Raw genomic sequence first — 14,683 nt, 5'->3', positions numbered from 1 at the left:
CAAATGAATCACTTTGCGAGTCTGCTCGCAGTCATGAGTTAAGCCTGTCACATTTTCCTCTAAAACGGTGCTATAAAATGAGCCGTTAATTAACCCCACGAATATTCAGGAAATTGCATGATCAAGGAACGAATGACGCCAGAAGAGTTAGCCCTGCTCACTGGCTATAGCCGCCAGACCATCAATAAATGGGTACGCAAAGAGGGTTGGATTACATCGCCAAAACCAGGAGTCCAGGGCGGCAAAGCGCGTCTGGTGCACGTTAATGAAAAAGTGCGTGAGTTTATCCGCAGCGCACGCCGGGCAAGTGAAACGGCTGAGATACCAGAAAGTGCCAGCCATGATGGCTCGCTTCACTCCCTGCTCCTGACGCTGGCAAATGAAATGACGCCGGAAGAGCAAAGGCAGATGACATCACTGTTACTGCGGGAAGGGATTACCGGATTGTTGCAACGTTTAGGGATACGCGACCAGAACTGATATGAAAAGATTCCGTAGCAAAATGACCACCGAAGAGCTGGCAGAAAATTTGGGTGTTGCACGGCAAACGGTGAACCGCTGGATACGCCAGCAGGGATGGAAAACCGAGGGCGTCAATGGGGTGAAAGGCGGACGTGCACGGCTGATTCACATTGATGCCCGCGTGAAGGAGCACATCATGAGCCTCCCGGCTGTCCGTAACCGTCAGGCGGTGTACCATCTGGCGGAGGTGACATCGTTGTACAGTGAACCCTCCTCTACTCTGCGTCCTGGGATCATCGAGACGCTGGAGAATATGACGCACCTTGAGCAGGAGCGTCTGGATGCCTTACTAAAGCGTGAAGGGATACGCGGCTTTCTTGCACGTCTCGGCATTGCTGAATTTAATGCATAAAAAAACGGCAGGTCTCCCTGCCGTTTTTCATGGTTCAGGCGTTATTACTGCTGGTTTTCGCGCTCAGTAATAAAATCCAGCGCCTTGTTAATGCGCGCTACGCTGCGTGATTTACCAATGGCATGAACGGTAACATCGAGTGCCGGAGACTGACCCGCACCGGTGACTGCCACACGCAGTGGCATACCCACTTTGCCCATACCAACTTCCAGCTCATCTGCCGTCGCCTGAATGGCATGATGCACATTCTCGGCAGTCCAGTCAGTCATCGCCGCCAGTTTGTCACGCACCACTTCGAGTGGCTGACGCGCAACCGGACGCAGGTGCTTCTTCGCCGCGTCTGCATCGAACTCGTCAAACTCTTCATAGAAGTAGCGGCAGCTTTCAGCGATCTCTTTCAGCGTTTTGCAACGCTCGCCGAGCAGTTTCACCAGTTCCGCCAGTTCAGGGCCAGTACGAGTATCAATGTTTGCCTGCTCGATGTGCCACTGCAGGTATGTCGCCACATATTCCGGCTGCATAGTATTGATGTAGTGGTGGTTCAGCCAAAGCAGCTTATCAGTGTTAAACGCGCTCGCAGATTTGCTCACCGCGCCCAGAGAGAACAGATTGATCATCTCTTCACGGCTAAAGATCTCCTGATCGCCGCTGGACCAGCCCAGACGCACCAGATAGTTCAGAAGCGCTTCCGGCAGATAGCCGTCGTCGCGATACTGCATGACGCTGACTGCACCGTGGCGTTTAGACAGTTTTTTGCCGTCGTCACCATTGATCATGGACACGTGCGCATAGACCGGAACAGGGGCGTTCAGCGCTTTCAGGATGTTGATTTGACGTGGGGTGTTGTTGATATGGTCTTCGCCACGGATAACATGCGTGATTTCCATATCCCAGTCGTCAACCACAACGCAGAAGTTATAGGTTGGGGAACCGTCGGTGCGGCGGATGATCAGATCGTCCAACTCCTGGTTGCTGAATTCGATCGGGCCACGGATCTGGTCGTCAAAAATTACCGAGCCGTCCTGCGGGTTAGCAAAACGCACCACGCACGGTTCATCAGCAGCATGCTCGCTATGGTCATGGCGGCAGCGGCCGTCATAACGCGGTTTTTCACCCTTCGCCATCTGATCTTCACGCAGCGCATCAAGGCGTTCTTTGGAGCAATAGCATTTATACGCTGTACCCGCGACCAGCATCTCATCAATCACGGCGTTGTAGCGGTCAAAACGTTTGGTCTGGAAATACGGGCCTTCGTCCCACTCCAGATTGAGCCAGTTCATACCATCCATAATGGCTTCAATTGCTTCCGGCGTGGAGCGCTCGAGATCGGTGTCTTCAATACGCAGTACGAACTCACCTTTGTTGTGGCGTGCAAAAAGCCAGGAATAGAGAGCGGTACGTGCACCACCGACGTGCAGATAGCCTGTCGGGCTCGGCGCGAAGCGAGTTTTGATTTTCATGAAATGGCCTTACGTTATAAAGATGCCGGCAATCGGCAAATCCTGGGAAAAAAACAATGGGCAATATTCTATCACTGTGGGGGGATTCCTCAATGTTGATCCCTTTATCGTGAGGGAGTTTGCGATTTTTGTTTAGAAATCATGCGCCATCGCCCGTTTCGCGATCGTTTTGTTTAATTTTACGACGAACGAATAAAAACTTTAGAAAATGCGTTGACTCATTTTCAACTCTCCCTATAATGCGACTCCACACAGCGGGGGTGATTAGCTCAGTTGGTAGAGCATCTCCTTTACACGGAGGGGGTCGGCGGTTCGAGCCCGTCATCACCCACCATCTACTTAAGTAGACTCGCAGTGTAGATAAGTATTGAGATTGGGCGATTAGCTCAGTTGGTAGAGCATCTCCTTTACACGGAGGGGGTCGGCGGTTCGAGCCCGTCATCGCCCACCATTCTCATCTTATCGCAGCAGTTCCGAAATGGGCGATTAGCTCAGTTGGTAGAGCATCTCCTTTACACGGAGGGGGTCGGCGGTTCGAGCCCGTCATCGCCCACCATTTCGGGTCGTTAGCTCAGTTGGTAGAGCAGTTGACTTTTAATCAATTGGTCGCAGGTTCGAATCCTGCACGACCCACCAATGTAAAAAAGCGCCCTAAAGGCGCTTTTTTGCTATCTGCGGTATAACATCACTCTTCCGTCAACGTTGCTATCAACGACTTAATCGCCGGTGTCGCCTGCTTCTCGTCATACACCACATACAAATCTGCCGGTATACGTACCTGTAATGGACGAAATACCACACCGGGCCACTGCATTTGCGCATAGCTGTCAGCAGCTAACGTAATCCCCATTCCCATGCTGATCATTGCCAGCACCGTCTGCGGTTCATCGGCTTCACGCACTATCATCGGTGAAAAACCGGCCTGCTGACACACTCGCTGTAAGAACGACCAGTCAGAATGCGCAGACGGCATAGTAACAAAGTACTCATTCTGCAGTTCGGTGAGCGCAATTGCGCTTTCCCCCACCAGCCGGTGATCCTCCGGCAGCGCAACCAGAAATGCCGCATCCCGTAAGCGGATACTGGTAAATCCTGCAGTGGGCTCGGTTGCCATTCGCCAGATCCCGACATCCAGCTCCCGACGCTCCAGCAGCGCCATTTGCATTACCGGCGACTTTTCGCGAAAGACAACATCAACGTTCGGATGCTCTTTCAAAAATGTGCGCATGACCGTGCGCACTTCGCTCCACATGGCGGTACCGACAATGCCCAGCGCAATCCGCCCCGCCTCACCCCGTCCAATTTGTTCGACCCGCGCCAGTGCCTGGTTTGCGCTGGCAAGCAGTCGACGGGACTCTTCCATCAATACTTTACCCGCATGGGTCAAGGCGACACTTCGTGAGTGGCGAATAAACAGTAAGGTACCGAGCTGACTCTCCAGCTCTTTTATATGCAGGCTCAACGGCGGCTGCGACATATTGAGACGGGCCGCAGCCCGTCCAAAATGAAGTTCCTCAGCGACGGCCAGAAAATAGCGCAGCAGCTTAAGGTCGGTTCGGTAGACGCGTTCCATCAACACATATCCTGGCGATAACACTTATGCTCCCACCTTAAAGCCTTTCACCGCCTGCCGGGAAAACTTTAATGCGCAACTGTGCGCAACTCGCTGTTTTTACTGATGTGGCGATAGTTAAAGCTGAAATAAAACACCACGGCGAGCACCAACGCATACGCCGCAAATACCAGCCAGATGGTCTGCCAGTCTTTCACCCCGTCCACGGAGAAATAATCTACCGCCGCGCCGCTCAATACCGATCCGAAATAAGCACCGATACCGTTAACGGTCGTCATAAACAGCCCTTGCGCGCTGGCGCGGATATCAGCGCTTACCTCCTGTTCGACAAACACCGAGCCGGAGATGTTGAAGAAGTCGAACGCGCAACCATAGACCAGCATTGACAGCATCAACAGGCCGACGCCTGTCGCGGAAGGATCGCCATACGCAAAGAGTCCAAACCGCAGCATCCAGGCCACCATGCTCATCAGCATCACGGTTTTTATGCCAAAACGTCGGAGGAAGAAAGGAATGGTCAGGATGAACAGCACCTCTGACATCTGCGAGACGGAGAGCAAAATAGAAGGGTATTTAACGATAAAGCTTTCCACATACGCCGGATTACGCGCAAAATCATGCAGAAAGGGGCTACCGAAAGTATTGGTGATTTGCAGCACGGCGCCCAGCAGCATCGCAAACAAAAAGAACACCGCCATTCGGGGCTGTTTAAACAGGACGAACGCATTCAGGCCAAGTTTGCTTGCCAGCGTCGATGAGGTTTTATTCTTCGCCACCGGAATGGCCGGTAACGTCAGTGAATAGAGCGCCAGTACCAGCGACGCGGCAGCAGCAATGTAGAGCTGAATGTTAGTTAACTCTGCCCCCATCAGGCTTATGGCCCACATCGCCACAATGAAGCCTACCGTGCCATAGACCCGCACCGTTGGAAAATGGGTCACCGTGTCCAGCCCTGCCTGCTCAAGACAGGAGTAGGAAAGGGTATTCGAAAGCGCAATGGTTGGCATAAAGGCCATGGCATTAACCAGCATGACCCAGAACATCAGCCCCGGTTCATTGACCTGCGCGGCATAGCAAAGCGCAACGGCACAGACGAGATGGCAAATCACGTATGCATGATCTGCCCGCAGCCACTTATCGGCAATAATGCCCACCAGCGAGGGCATCACGATCGCGGCAAGCCCCTTCGAGCTGTAGACCATACCCACGTCAGAGCCGGAAAAACCCAGGGTGTTAATCATGTAAGCGCCGAGAGTAACGAGCCAGCTTCCCCAGATAAAATATTGCATAAAGGACATCATCTTTAAGCGCGTCGTGATGTTCATACCCGATTCCTTATAGCAGAGTGGCCCTCACGGGCCACGGTGTTGTTTCGCTCAGGCAAGCTGGCGCAGAAAACCGCAGATAAGATCGATGAAGTTCTGGCGAGAGAGTTCGGCTGCGGCAAGCGTTTGTTCATGCGACAGTTTTACATCGCTCAGACCTTCAGCAAGGTTGGTTATGGCCGAAACGGCGACCACCTTCAGGCCACAGTGGCGCGCCGAGATCACTTCCGGCACCACTGACATTCCCACCACATCTCCGCCGATGATCTGCATCATGCGGATCTCAGCCGCGGTTTCGAAGTTAGGGCCTGGATAAGAGACAAACACCCCCTCATGCAATGGAAAGCCCTTCTCGCTCGCCACGGTCTGCAGCAGGGCACGGCAATCTGCGTCATAAGCATTGGCCAGCGAGAAAAAACGGTCGCCAAAACGGTCATCGTTCAGCCCGACCATCGGGGTACCCGGCAGGGTGTTGATGTGGTCGCTGAGGGCAACCAGGCTTCCCGGTTCAACCTCCGGACGTAATGAACCGGCGGCATTGGTACTGAACAGCAGTTCGCAGCCCAGCAGTTTGAAGGTGCGGATTGCATCGGTCATGACGGCGATGCCGCGGCCCTCATAGAAGTGACCGCGCCCTTTCATACAGGCGACCGGAACACCGGCAAGATGCCCCAACACCAGCTCACCGGCGTGACCGTGAACGGTGCTCACCGGGAAGCCCGGCAGTTTTTCATAGCTCAGTACCACAGCGTCAACAATCTGCTCGGCGAGCGCGCCAAGACCTGAGCCGAGAATAAACGCAACCCGCGGAGTGAAATCAGGTTTAGCGGCACGAATGATGTCGGCAGAGAACCAGGGATTATTCGAGAGGGTCATAAAAGCTCCTTGAGAATTAAGATCGCGATATCACCGATCGCATGACCTTAGTCTTATATCTGGAGCCTGCGGGTTACCTCCAATACACTTTCTCTGCACCATCAATACTGATTTGGTATCAATACCTTTCCCTGCCAGATATGGCAGTTTTGCTCAAGCTAATTGCGTTGGCGCCGATACCTCTGTTTTACAGCGAGAGGAAAAAGTATGACGACCATTCAGGCTACAACCCAGCCCATTCAAACCAGCGGTGGCGGGAGTCGTTCTTCCGGCGGCAACGATATCGCTGCCCAAATCAGCCGCATCACTGACAAGATAACCAAGCTGACTCAACAGCTAAAAGAGGTTGCGAACGGTTCCGGCAGTGCGGAAGAGAAGAAGAAGCAGCAGGAGCTTATCCAGGTGCAAATCAAAGTGCTGCAGGCACAGCTCGCACAGCTGCAGCGCCAGCAGGCGGAAGAAACCCAGAAGAAACAAGAGCAAAGTCTGGTCAACGTGGAAGGTCCGAAGAACGCATCAGACAATCATCAAATAGACATTTACGTCTAACGCTCTGTTGAGTTAAACAGTGGATCGCGTATACGGGCCTCGGTTAATCGTTGCGCCTGGATACGCACCACTTCCCAGATAGCCTGCGCAGCCCCGGAGAGCGAACGGTTTTTTCGCCGTACCAGCATCAGTTTTCGCTCAATAGCAGGCGTCAGTCGCTTCACGACCAGACGGCTTCCCTGCGGCAAAGGGAGCGCCAGGGCGGGTAATACACTGATCCCTATGCCGGCCTCCACCATGGGAAACAGCGTTGCCGGGTGTCCAATCTCCTGCACAATGGTCGCCTCAACGCCCTGCGTCACCAGCGCAGAATCAATCAGCGGACGGCTGCCCGAGGCATAATCCTGTAATACCAGGTTCGCTCCCTGCAGCGCCTGCCAGTGAACAGACGGCTGCGCGGCTAGCGGATCGTCGTCCCGGCAAAGCAACAGAAACGGCTCAGAAAGCACAATTTCACATTCCAGGTCACTCACCTGACCGGGATCGATAACAATACCAAAATCCACATCACCCTGACGGATGCTCTCCAGCACCCACTGCTGCGGCCTGTCATGCAAAACAAAATCGATATCCGGATAGCGATGATTACCCTCTGCAATACACTGCGGGATAAGGTGCGCGGATATCGTCTGGCTGGCCGCAACCCGCACGGTACCCGACAGCTGCTGCCCCAGTCGACCTACATCTCTGAGCGTACTGTTGAGTTCGTCCAGCAGCCGTTCAAGGCGCTGAGCCAGCTGCTGTCCGGCTTCCGTGAGCACGACTTCACGCGTGGTGCGATCAAGCAGCCGGACACCCGTCTGGCTCTCCAGCTCTTTCACGCTGTGGCTTACCGCGGACTGGCTCAGGCCGATGATCTCCCCTGCCCGACTGAAGCTGCGGGCATGGGCTACGGTGACGAAGATGCGAAGCTGGCGTAAGGAATAATTCATCTGTTTAATTCATGAATGGATGCAATAAATCAATTTTATTTCTCAAACAGAAAAAAGCACAATAGCGATATCTGTTTTCAGGAGTCATTATGAAACTATTTCGTATTCTTGATCCGTTTACGCTTACTCTGGTTGTCACGGTATTACTGGCCTCCTTCTTCCCTGCGCGGGGCGGGTTCGTTCCTTTTTTTGAAGGACTGACGACCGCGGCCATCGCGCTGTTGTTCTTTATGCACGGCGCAAAGCTCTCGCGCGAAGCCATTATTGCGGGGGGGAGCCACTGGCGACTGCACCTGTGGGTGATGTGCAGCACGTTCATCCTCTTCCCTGTACTCGGCGTGCTGTTCGCATGGTGGGCGCCGGTGAATGTCGACCCGGCCCTTTATACCGGCTTCCTGTATCTGTGCATTTTGCCGGCCACCGTGCAGTCCGCTATCGCGTTTACCTCTCTGGCGGGCGGTAACGTCGCAGCCGCAGTCTGTTCAGCGTCGGCATCCAGCCTGTTAGGGATTTTCGTTTCGCCGCTGCTGGTGGGTCTGCTGATGAACATGCACGGCGCGGAAGGTAACCTGGAACAGGTAGGTAAAATCTGTCTGCAGCTGCTGTTGCCGTTTGTGCTGGGTCATCTCTCTCGTCCGTGGACGGGCGCGTTTGTTGCAAAGCACAAAAAATGGATCTCAAAAACCGACCAGTCGTCGATTCTGCTGGTGGTCTATTCGGCCTTCAGCGAAGCGGTTGTGAATGGCATCTGGCATAAGGTGGGCGCAGGCTCGCTGCTGTTTATCGTGGTGGTCAGCCTTGTTCTGCTGGCGATTGTGATTGGCGTAAACGTCTTTGTGGCCCGCAAGTGCGGCTTCAACAAAGCCGATGAAATTACCATTGTCTTCTGTGGCTCGAAGAAGAGCCTGGCGAACGGCATTCCTATGGCAAACATTCTCTTCCCGACCTCAATGATAGGGATGATGGTACTGCCACTGATGATTTTCCATCAGATCCAGCTGATGGTCTGCGCGGTGCTGGCGCGTCGTTACAAACGCCAGACGGAAAAACAGGCGCAGGAAGAGACCCGCGCCGCGAAAGCTTAAGGACGTTTCAGGGGCTGAACCAACTGCGTCAGCCCCTCGGTTTTAATCAGTAACGTGATAGCCATCAGCTCACCCAGTCGTCCAGCCGGGAACCCATCTTTGCGGGCAAACCACAGCAAATAATCTTCCGGTAAATCAATCAGCCTGCGGCCTTTATATTTACCGAATGGCATCTCCGTGTTGGCGATCTCAACGAGCTGCTCTTTCTCCACGTTACTCTCCTAACAGGCGCATCATTTCCGCTTCGTCGATAACCTCAATGCCCAGCTCCTGAGCTTTAGCAAGCTTCGAACCGGCGGCTTCCCCGGCAATAACCAGGTCGGTTTTCTTCGACACGCTGCCTGCCACTTTTGCGCCCAGCGCAACCAGTCGCGCTTTAGCATCATCACGGGAAAGCTGGCTCAGGCTGCCGGTCAGCACGACCGTTTTGCCGGCAAACGGGCTGTCGATCTCGTCAGCGTTGACCACGACCGGAGCCGGCCATCTGATGCCCTCTTCCAGCAGCTTGCCGATCACCTCGCGGTTGCTCTCTTCGGCAAAGAAGTTAAAGACATGCGTCGCGACGACAATTCCCACGTCCGGGACTCTCTGCAGCTCGTCAATACTCGCTTTTTCCAGAGCTTCCAGCGTACCGAAATACGCCGCCAGCCCCGCCGCCGTGGCTTCGCCCACTTCGCGAATACCGAGCGCATAAAGGAATCGGGCAAAAGTCGTCTCTTTGGCAGCATCCAGGGCATTAACCACATTCTGGGCCGACTTCGGTCCCATGCGATCAAGACCCGTGAGTTTACCCGCGGTCAGTTTAAAGAGATCTGCAGGCGTATGAACATATTCTTTCTCTACCAGCTGATCGATAATTTTGTCGCCCATTCCGTCGACGTCCATCGCCCGACGGGAAACGAAGTGCTTCAGTGACTCTTTACGTTGTGCCCCGCAGATTAAGCCACCCGTACAGCGAGCCACCGCTTCACCTTCAACGCGCTCAACGTCAGATCCGCATACCGGGCAATGCGTCGGGAACACGATGGCGCGCGTATCGTCAGGACGCTCTGACTCAACCACGTTCACCACCTGCGGGATAACATCGCCCGCGCGACGAATCACCACTTTGTCACCAATGCGCAGGCCGAGACGTTCAATTTCATCGGCGTTATGCAGCGTGGCGTTACTCACCAGCACGCCGGCAACCTGCACCGGCTCCAGACGGGCAACCGGGGTAATCGCGCCCGTACGGCCCACCTGGAACTCCACGTCACGGACAAAGGTCATCTGCTCCTGCGCCGGGAATTTAAACGCCACTGCCCAGCGTGGCGCGCGCGCCACAAAGCCTAACTGCTCCTGCAGCGCAAGTGAGTTAACCTTGATAACCACGCCATCAATATCAAAACCAAGCGTCGGGCGGTCTTCTTCCACTTTGTGGTAGAACGCCAGCACGGCTTCCGGGGAGTCGCACAGCTGAACACGGTTACTCACCGGCAGGCCCCACGCTTTAAACTGCAATAAACGTCCAAGATGGGTATCCGGCAGTTCACCGCCTTCCAGAATCCCGACGCCATAGCAGAAGAAAGTAAGCGGTCGCTTCGCGGTGATACGGGGATCAAGCTGGCGCAAGGAGCCTGCCGCCGCATTACGCGGGTTAGCAAACACTTTCCCGCCGGTACGGCGCGCCTCTTCGTTGATTTTCTCAAAGCCCGTCTGCGGGAGGAATACTTCACCGCGCACTTCCAGACGGGCTGGAATATTATCCCCTTGCAGCTTCAGCGGGATCGCACGGATGGTGCGTACGTTGGTGGTAATGTCTTCACCCGTCGTACCATCACCCCGCGTCGCGGCACGCACCAGCACACCGTTTTCATAGAGAAGGCTGACCGCCAGACCATCCAGCTTCAACTCGCAGCACCAGGTCAGGGAGTCGCTGCTTTTGAGGCGATCCTGCACGCGCTTGTTAAACGCGAGGAAGCTCTCTTCATCAAAGACGTTGTCCAGAGACAACATTGGCACTTCATGACGTACCTGACTGAAAGCACCCAGCGGCTCCGCACCCACGCGCTGCGTGGGTGAGTCGGGCGTAATCAATTCCGGGTGCTGCGCCTCTAGCTCGCGCAGCTCGCGCATCAGACGGTCATACTCCGCATCCGGCACTTCCGGCGCGTCCATAACATGATAGAGGTATTCATGATGGCGAAGCGTGGTTCGCAGTTCAGTGAGTTGTTGTTCGATTGAGTCCATATCACACCATCAATGAGAAAAAACCCCCGACATGCGGGGGTTGAGGAGGAGTCGATGTAAACGCGATGATTACGCGTTGGCTTCCTTAACTTCGCGGATGCGGTCCTGATACTCGCGCAGTTTCTGCGGCGTCATCATACGACGCTGATCGTCGAGCACCACACCACCGACTTCGTCAGCAATGTGCTGCGCGGACTGCAGCATCAGCTTAAAGTTTTGCAGTTCATCACCGTAGGACGGCACCTGCATGAAGATAGTGACACCCGGCGTCACGAAATCACCGGTCATTTCCGGGTCAAAGGTGCCAGGGTTAACCATATTGGCCAGGCTAAACAGCGCCGGACCGCTACCGTCAGGACTCAGGTGACGATGGAAAATATTCATGTCGCCAAACTTGAAACCTGCCTGTTGAATGCTGTTAAGCAGGACATCGCCATTCAGGTGGGTGCCATGATGCGCAGCCACGTTCATGATGATGACCGCTTCTTTACGCTGCGGTTTTTCAACAACCGGTTCTGGCTCAACCACGGGCTCTGGTTCAACGAGCGGGGCCGGCGCAGGCTGAGGTGCAGGCTGCACGTGAACAGGCTGCTGCGGTTGGTGTACCGGCTGCGCAGGCTGTTGTGGCGCGGGTTGCTGCACAGGCTGTTGCTGAACCGGCTGTGGCGCAGCAGGCTGCTGATGGACAGGCTGTTGCGGCGGCTGACGCACCGGCTCTTCTCCAGGCTGCGGCGCCTGCTGGCGCGGCTGTGCAGAAGCATACGGCGGTTGATACTGGTGCTGCGGAGGCTGACGAGGGGCTTCATGCTCCCCATGAGCCGCGCCGGGCGCAGTATTGACCCGATGAACACGAACTTCACCCACGCCGTCGTCGTCGCTTCCGTCGATGTCATTTTCACTGTCATCGTCATCACGACTGGACTTCATGCGCTTCAGTGGGCGATCGCGAAACATAGAGGAACGCTCTTTACGGCTGGTCCAGAAACCATGTACCAGTAAAGCGATTATGGCGATCGCGCCAACAATGATTAATATCAGACGCAAATCCTGCATCATTATATTCTCTGTTGTTCTAACACCTTGCCACCACGGCAAACATTTACTCACTAAGAGTATTTGCCGTTTACGTCAAGTGCAAGTGTGTGCAGAGCATTCACAGCATAAAGATGAACTAAATCGTGCTTTTTGCTGTTTTTTCGAACATTTCCGAACTGGTCATTGGTCCGTAAGTGGATAATATAGGCGGGCAATTCCACTGGTTGTGAAAAAAGGAGTACAGCCTGGTTATGGTTTCAACATCATCTTCTCCCCCGCGCAGCGGCGTCTGGTATTTTTCTCAGGGCTGGAAACTGGTCTCACTGCCGGGGATTCGTCGCTACGTCATTCTGCCGTTGCTGATTAACATTATCCTGATGGGCGGCGCGTTCTGGTGGCTGTTCATCAGACTGGAGAGCTGGATCCCTTCGCTGATGAGCCATGTGCCGGACTGGCTGCAGTGGCTGAACTACCTGCTCTGGCCGGTTGCGGTCATCTCCGTGCTGCTGGTGTTCGGCTACTTCTTCTCGACGATTGCAAACTGGATAGCTGCGCCGTTTAACGGCCTCCTGGCAGAACAGCTGGAAGCACGTCTTACCGGTGCAACGCCGCCGGATACGGGCATGCTGGGGATCATGAAAGATATCCCACGCATCATGAAGCGCGAATGGCAGAAGTTTGCCTGGTATCTTCCCCGCGCCATTGTGCTGCTTATCCTTTATTTTGTCCCTGGCGTCGGTCAGACGGTGGCCCCGGTGCTGTGGTTCCTGTTCAGCGCCTGGATGCTGGCAATCCAGTACTGCGATTATCCGTTCGATAACCACAAGGTGCCGTTCAAAACGATGCGCAGCGCCCTGCGTACGCAAAAAGTCGCGAATATGCAGTTCGGGGCGCTGACCAGTCTGTTCACCATGATCCCGGTGCTCAACCTGTTCATCATGCCGGTCGCCGTTTGCGGCGCAACGGCGATGTGGGTTGACTGCTACCGTGCTAAGCACGCGTTATGGAAGTAATGCAAAAATGTGTAAAAAGGGGGTGGCTTATGCCGCCCCTTATTCCATACTGATCCCCATTATTTCCTTGCAGTATATAGATATGCGAATTCCTTACTTCCCCCTACCTGTTCAACAGGTATGCTGGGACGGTATCCCAATTTCATACAGTTAAGGACAGGCCATGAGTAAGATTTATGAAGACAACTCGCTGACTATCGGTCATACGCCCCTGGTTCGACTGAACCGTATCGGTAATGGACGCATTCTGGCGAAGGTCGAATCACGTAACCCGAGCTTCAGCGTGAAGTGCCGTATCGGTGCAAATATGATTTGGGATGCTGAAAAACGTGGCGTGCTGAAGCCAGGCGTTGAGCTGGTTGAACCGACCAGCGGTAACACCGGTATCGCACTGGCCTATGTTGCGGCGGCGCGCGGTTATAAACTGACGCTGACCATGCCTGAAACCATGAGCATCGAACGTCGCAAACTGCTGAAAGCGCTGGGCGCGAACCTGGTGCTGACCGAAGGTGCCAAAGGCATGAAGGGTGCGATTCAGAAAGCAGAAGAGATTGTTGCCAGCGATCCGGCGAAATATCTGCTGCTGCAGCAGTTCAGCAACCCAGCGAACCCGGAAATTCACGAAAAAACCACCGGCCCGGAGATTTGGGAAGATACCGACGGTCAGGTTGATGTATTTATCTCCGGTGTAGGCACCGGCGGAACCCTGACTGGCGTGTCGCGCTATATAAAAGGCACAAAAGGTAAAAAAGACCTGATTACCGTTGCCGTGGAACCAACCGACTCGCCGGTGATCACCCAGGCGCTGTCGGGCGAAGAGATCAAACCCGGCCCACATAAAATTCAGGGGATCGGTGCCGGCTTCATTCCGGGCAACCTGGATCTGAAGCTTATTGATAAAGTGGTGACCATCACCAACGAAGAAGCTATCTCTACCGCACGTCGCCTGATGGACGAGGAAGGTATTCTGGCGGGCATCTCTTCCGGTGCTGCTGTTGCGGCAGCGCTCAAACTTCAGGAAGATGAGGCCTTTACCAACAAGAATATTGTGGTTATCCTGCCTTCATCGGGTGAGCGTTACTTGAGCACCGCACTGTTTGCCGATCTGTTCACTGAAAAAGAACTGCAACAGTAATGCCAGCATGTTAATAACGCGTAAAAAAGCACCTTTTTGGGTGCTTTTTTGTGGCCTGCTTCAAAGTTTTACCCCTCCTGGCATTGATTCACCCCGTTGGGTCTGGTATTTAAACCAGCAATTATTTTGATGCGTGAAATTAATCAGTGAACGAAATAGCCTTGCTGAATCGATTTTATGATTTGGTTCAAGTCTTGCTTTCGCTGCATAATGTTTAATGACGATCGAAACGTCAGCGCTAACAATACAGGCTAAAGTTAAGTCGCCAGGCTAGACTTTAGTTCCACAACACTAAACCTATAAGTTGGGGAAATACAATGTTCCAGCAAGAAGTTACCATTACCGCTCCGAACGGTCTGCACACCCGCCCTGCTGCTCAGTTTGTTAAAGAAGCGAAAGGCTTCACTTCTGAAATCACTGTGACTTCCAACGGCAAAAGCGCCAGCGCAAAAAGCCTGTTCAAACTGCAGACTCTGGGTCTGACTCAGGGTACCGTTGTCACCATCTCTGCTGAAGGTGAAGACGAGCAGAAAGCAGTTGAGCATCTGGTAAAACTGATGGCTGAGCTCGAGTAAGTTTCCGGGTTCTTTTAAATAT

Annotated in this window: 15 protein-coding genes and 4 tRNA genes; 11 read left to right on the top strand and 8 right to left on the bottom strand. The window is 54.0% G+C overall.

Annotated elements, in window-relative coordinates; translation table 11 throughout:
- Nucleotides 1-117: 117 nt before the first annotated feature.
- Both HV157_RS21190 and HV157_RS21185 read left to right on the top strand, forming a co-directional pair.
- Nucleotides 118-480 (top strand): YfeC-like transcriptional regulator, encoded by a 363-nt coding sequence (locus tag HV157_RS21190; protein ID WP_032680532.1) that lies wholly within the window; start codon nt 118-120, stop codon nt 478-480.
- A gap of 1 nt (nt 481) precedes the next feature.
- Nucleotides 482-874, top strand: coding sequence for a YfeC-like transcriptional regulator (locus HV157_RS21185; RefSeq protein WP_042866304.1), 393 nt, complete (start codon nt 482-484; stop codon nt 872-874).
- 44 nt (nt 875-918) lie between these two features.
- Here the strand turns inward: HV157_RS21185 and gltX are convergent, their stop codons facing one another.
- The gene (gltX, locus tag HV157_RS21180) at nt 919-2,334 is read right to left on the bottom strand and encodes a glutamate--tRNA ligase (protein WP_014171074.1); all 1,416 of its coding nucleotides are present in this window, start codon (nt 2,332-2,334) and stop codon (nt 919-921) included.
- Nucleotides 2,335-2,592: 258 nt separating this feature from the next.
- Here gltX and HV157_RS21175 point away from each other — a divergent pair.
- The 4 genes from HV157_RS21175 (at nt 2,593) to HV157_RS21160 (ending at nt 2,970) form a co-directional block, all read left to right on the top strand.
- Nucleotides 2,593-2,668, top strand: a tRNA-Val gene (locus HV157_RS21175).
- A 41-nt stretch (nt 2,669-2,709) separates the two neighbouring features.
- Nucleotides 2,710-2,785 (top strand) — tRNA-Val (locus HV157_RS21170).
- A gap of 29 nt (nt 2,786-2,814) precedes the next feature.
- Nucleotides 2,815-2,890, top strand: a tRNA-Val gene (locus HV157_RS21165).
- A 4-nt stretch (nt 2,891-2,894) separates the two neighbouring features.
- A tRNA-Lys gene (locus tag HV157_RS21160) sits at nt 2,895-2,970 on the top strand.
- Nucleotides 2,971-3,019: 49 nt separating this feature from the next.
- On the opposite strand, the gene HV157_RS21155 is transcribed toward HV157_RS21160, so the two are convergent.
- From HV157_RS21155 to xapA, 3 genes are all read right to left on the bottom strand, one after another.
- Nucleotides 3,020-3,907, bottom strand: coding sequence for a LysR family transcriptional regulator (locus tag HV157_RS21155; RefSeq protein ID WP_020883096.1), 888 nt, complete (start codon nt 3,905-3,907; stop codon nt 3,020-3,022).
- Between the two features lie 68 nt (nt 3,908-3,975).
- Nucleotides 3,976-5,232, bottom strand: a complete 1,257-nt coding sequence (locus HV157_RS21150) for a nucleoside permease (RefSeq protein WP_182268916.1) — start codon at nt 5,230-5,232, stop codon at nt 3,976-3,978.
- A 51-nt stretch (nt 5,233-5,283) separates the two neighbouring features.
- The gene (gene xapA / locus HV157_RS21145; protein WP_014171078.1) at nt 5,284-6,108 is read right to left on the bottom strand and encodes a xanthosine phosphorylase; all 825 of its coding nucleotides are present in this window, start codon (nt 6,106-6,108) and stop codon (nt 5,284-5,286) included.
- Nucleotides 6,109-6,315: 207 nt separating this feature from the next.
- Here xapA and HV157_RS21140 point away from each other — a divergent pair, with 207 nt between their 5' ends.
- Nucleotides 6,316-6,657, top strand: coding sequence for a FlxA-like family protein (locus tag HV157_RS21140; RefSeq protein ID WP_113656105.1), 342 nt, complete (start codon nt 6,316-6,318; stop codon nt 6,655-6,657).
- Here the strand turns inward: HV157_RS21140 and HV157_RS21135 are convergent.
- Nucleotides 6,654-7,589 (bottom strand): LysR family transcriptional regulator, encoded by a 936-nt coding sequence (locus HV157_RS21135; RefSeq protein ID WP_044868007.1) that lies wholly within the window; start codon nt 7,587-7,589, stop codon nt 6,654-6,656. The genes HV157_RS21140 and HV157_RS21135 overlap by 4 nt on opposite strands.
- A gap of 89 nt (nt 7,590-7,678) precedes the next feature.
- Here HV157_RS21135 and HV157_RS21130 point away from each other — a divergent pair, with 89 nt between their 5' ends.
- A complete protein-coding gene (locus tag HV157_RS21130) occupies nt 7,679-8,674 on the top strand; it encodes a bile acid:sodium symporter family protein (protein WP_014171081.1) in 996 nt (331 codons plus the stop codon).
- Here HV157_RS21130 and HV157_RS21125 read toward each other — a convergent pair.
- From HV157_RS21125 to zipA, 3 genes are all read right to left on the bottom strand, one after another.
- On the bottom strand, nt 8,671-8,886 hold the full coding sequence (locus tag HV157_RS21125; RefSeq protein ID WP_014171082.1) for a DUF3820 family protein: 216 nt from the start codon (nt 8,884-8,886) through the stop codon (nt 8,671-8,673). The genes HV157_RS21130 and HV157_RS21125 overlap by 4 nt on opposite strands.
- Nucleotide 8,887: 1 nt before the next feature.
- On the bottom strand, nt 8,888-10,903 hold the full coding sequence (gene ligA, locus HV157_RS21120) for an NAD-dependent DNA ligase LigA (protein ID WP_182268915.1): 2,016 nt from the start codon (nt 10,901-10,903) through the stop codon (nt 8,888-8,890).
- A 69-nt stretch (nt 10,904-10,972) separates the two neighbouring features.
- The gene (zipA, locus tag HV157_RS21115; RefSeq protein WP_020883089.1) at nt 10,973-11,959 is read right to left on the bottom strand and encodes a cell division protein ZipA; all 987 of its coding nucleotides are present in this window, start codon (nt 11,957-11,959) and stop codon (nt 10,973-10,975) included.
- Nucleotides 11,960-12,189: 230 nt separating this feature from the next.
- On the opposite strand from zipA, the gene cysZ reads away from it, so the two are divergent.
- From cysZ to ptsH, 3 genes are all read left to right on the top strand, one after another.
- Nucleotides 12,190-12,951 (top strand): sulfate transporter CysZ, encoded by a 762-nt coding sequence (gene cysZ / locus HV157_RS21110; RefSeq protein ID WP_182268914.1) that lies wholly within the window; start codon nt 12,190-12,192, stop codon nt 12,949-12,951.
- A 163-nt stretch (nt 12,952-13,114) separates the two neighbouring features.
- Nucleotides 13,115-14,086, top strand: coding sequence for a cysteine synthase A (gene cysK / locus HV157_RS21105; protein WP_049023280.1), 972 nt, complete (start codon nt 13,115-13,117; stop codon nt 14,084-14,086).
- Between the two features lie 317 nt (nt 14,087-14,403).
- Nucleotides 14,404-14,661, top strand: a complete 258-nt coding sequence (gene ptsH / locus HV157_RS21100) for a phosphocarrier protein Hpr (protein ID WP_000487600.1) — start codon at nt 14,404-14,406, stop codon at nt 14,659-14,661.
- The last annotated feature ends 22 nt before the right edge of the window (nt 14,662-14,683 follow it).

The sequence above is a fragment of the Enterobacter sp. RHBSTW-00318 genome (assembly GCF_014101375.1).
Classification (GTDB): Bacteria; Pseudomonadota; Gammaproteobacteria; order Enterobacterales; family Enterobacteriaceae; genus Enterobacter; species Enterobacter ludwigii.
This window is presented reverse-complemented; position numbering and strand designations above follow the sequence as displayed.

Coding starts and splice junctions, on each gene's coding strand:
- HV157_RS21155 (WP_020883096.1), bottom strand. CDS start 3,907: ATGGAACGCGTCTACCGAACCGACCTTAAGCTGCTGCGCTATTTTCTG.
- ligA (WP_182268915.1), bottom strand. CDS start 10,903: ATGGACTCAATCGAACAACAACTCACTGAACTGCGAACCACGCTTCGC.
- HV157_RS21140 (WP_113656105.1), top strand. CDS start 6,316: ATGACGACCATTCAGGCTACAACCCAGCCCATTCAAACCAGCGGTGGC.
- cysZ (WP_182268914.1), top strand. CDS start 12,190: ATGGTTTCAACATCATCTTCTCCCCCGCGCAGCGGCGTCTGGTATTTT.
- HV157_RS21135 (WP_044868007.1), bottom strand. CDS start 7,589: ATGAATTATTCCTTACGCCAGCTTCGCATCTTCGTCACCGTAGCCCAT.
- ptsH (WP_000487600.1), top strand. CDS start 14,404: ATGTTCCAGCAAGAAGTTACCATTACCGCTCCGAACGGTCTGCACACC.
- xapA (WP_014171078.1), bottom strand. CDS start 6,108: ATGACCCTCTCGAATAATCCCTGGTTCTCTGCCGACATCATTCGTGCC.
- HV157_RS21185 (WP_042866304.1), top strand. CDS start 482: ATGAAAAGATTCCGTAGCAAAATGACCACCGAAGAGCTGGCAGAAAAT.
- HV157_RS21150 (WP_182268916.1), bottom strand. CDS start 5,232: ATGAACATCACGACGCGCTTAAAGATGATGTCCTTTATGCAATATTTT.
- HV157_RS21190 (WP_032680532.1), top strand. CDS start 118: ATGATCAAGGAACGAATGACGCCAGAAGAGTTAGCCCTGCTCACTGGC.
- gltX (WP_014171074.1), bottom strand. CDS start 2,334: ATGAAAATCAAAACTCGCTTCGCGCCGAGCCCGACAGGCTATCTGCAC.
- cysK (WP_049023280.1), top strand. CDS start 13,115: ATGAGTAAGATTTATGAAGACAACTCGCTGACTATCGGTCATACGCCC.
- HV157_RS21130 (WP_014171081.1), top strand. CDS start 7,679: ATGAAACTATTTCGTATTCTTGATCCGTTTACGCTTACTCTGGTTGTC.
- zipA (WP_020883089.1), bottom strand. CDS start 11,959: ATGATGCAGGATTTGCGTCTGATATTAATCATTGTTGGCGCGATCGCC.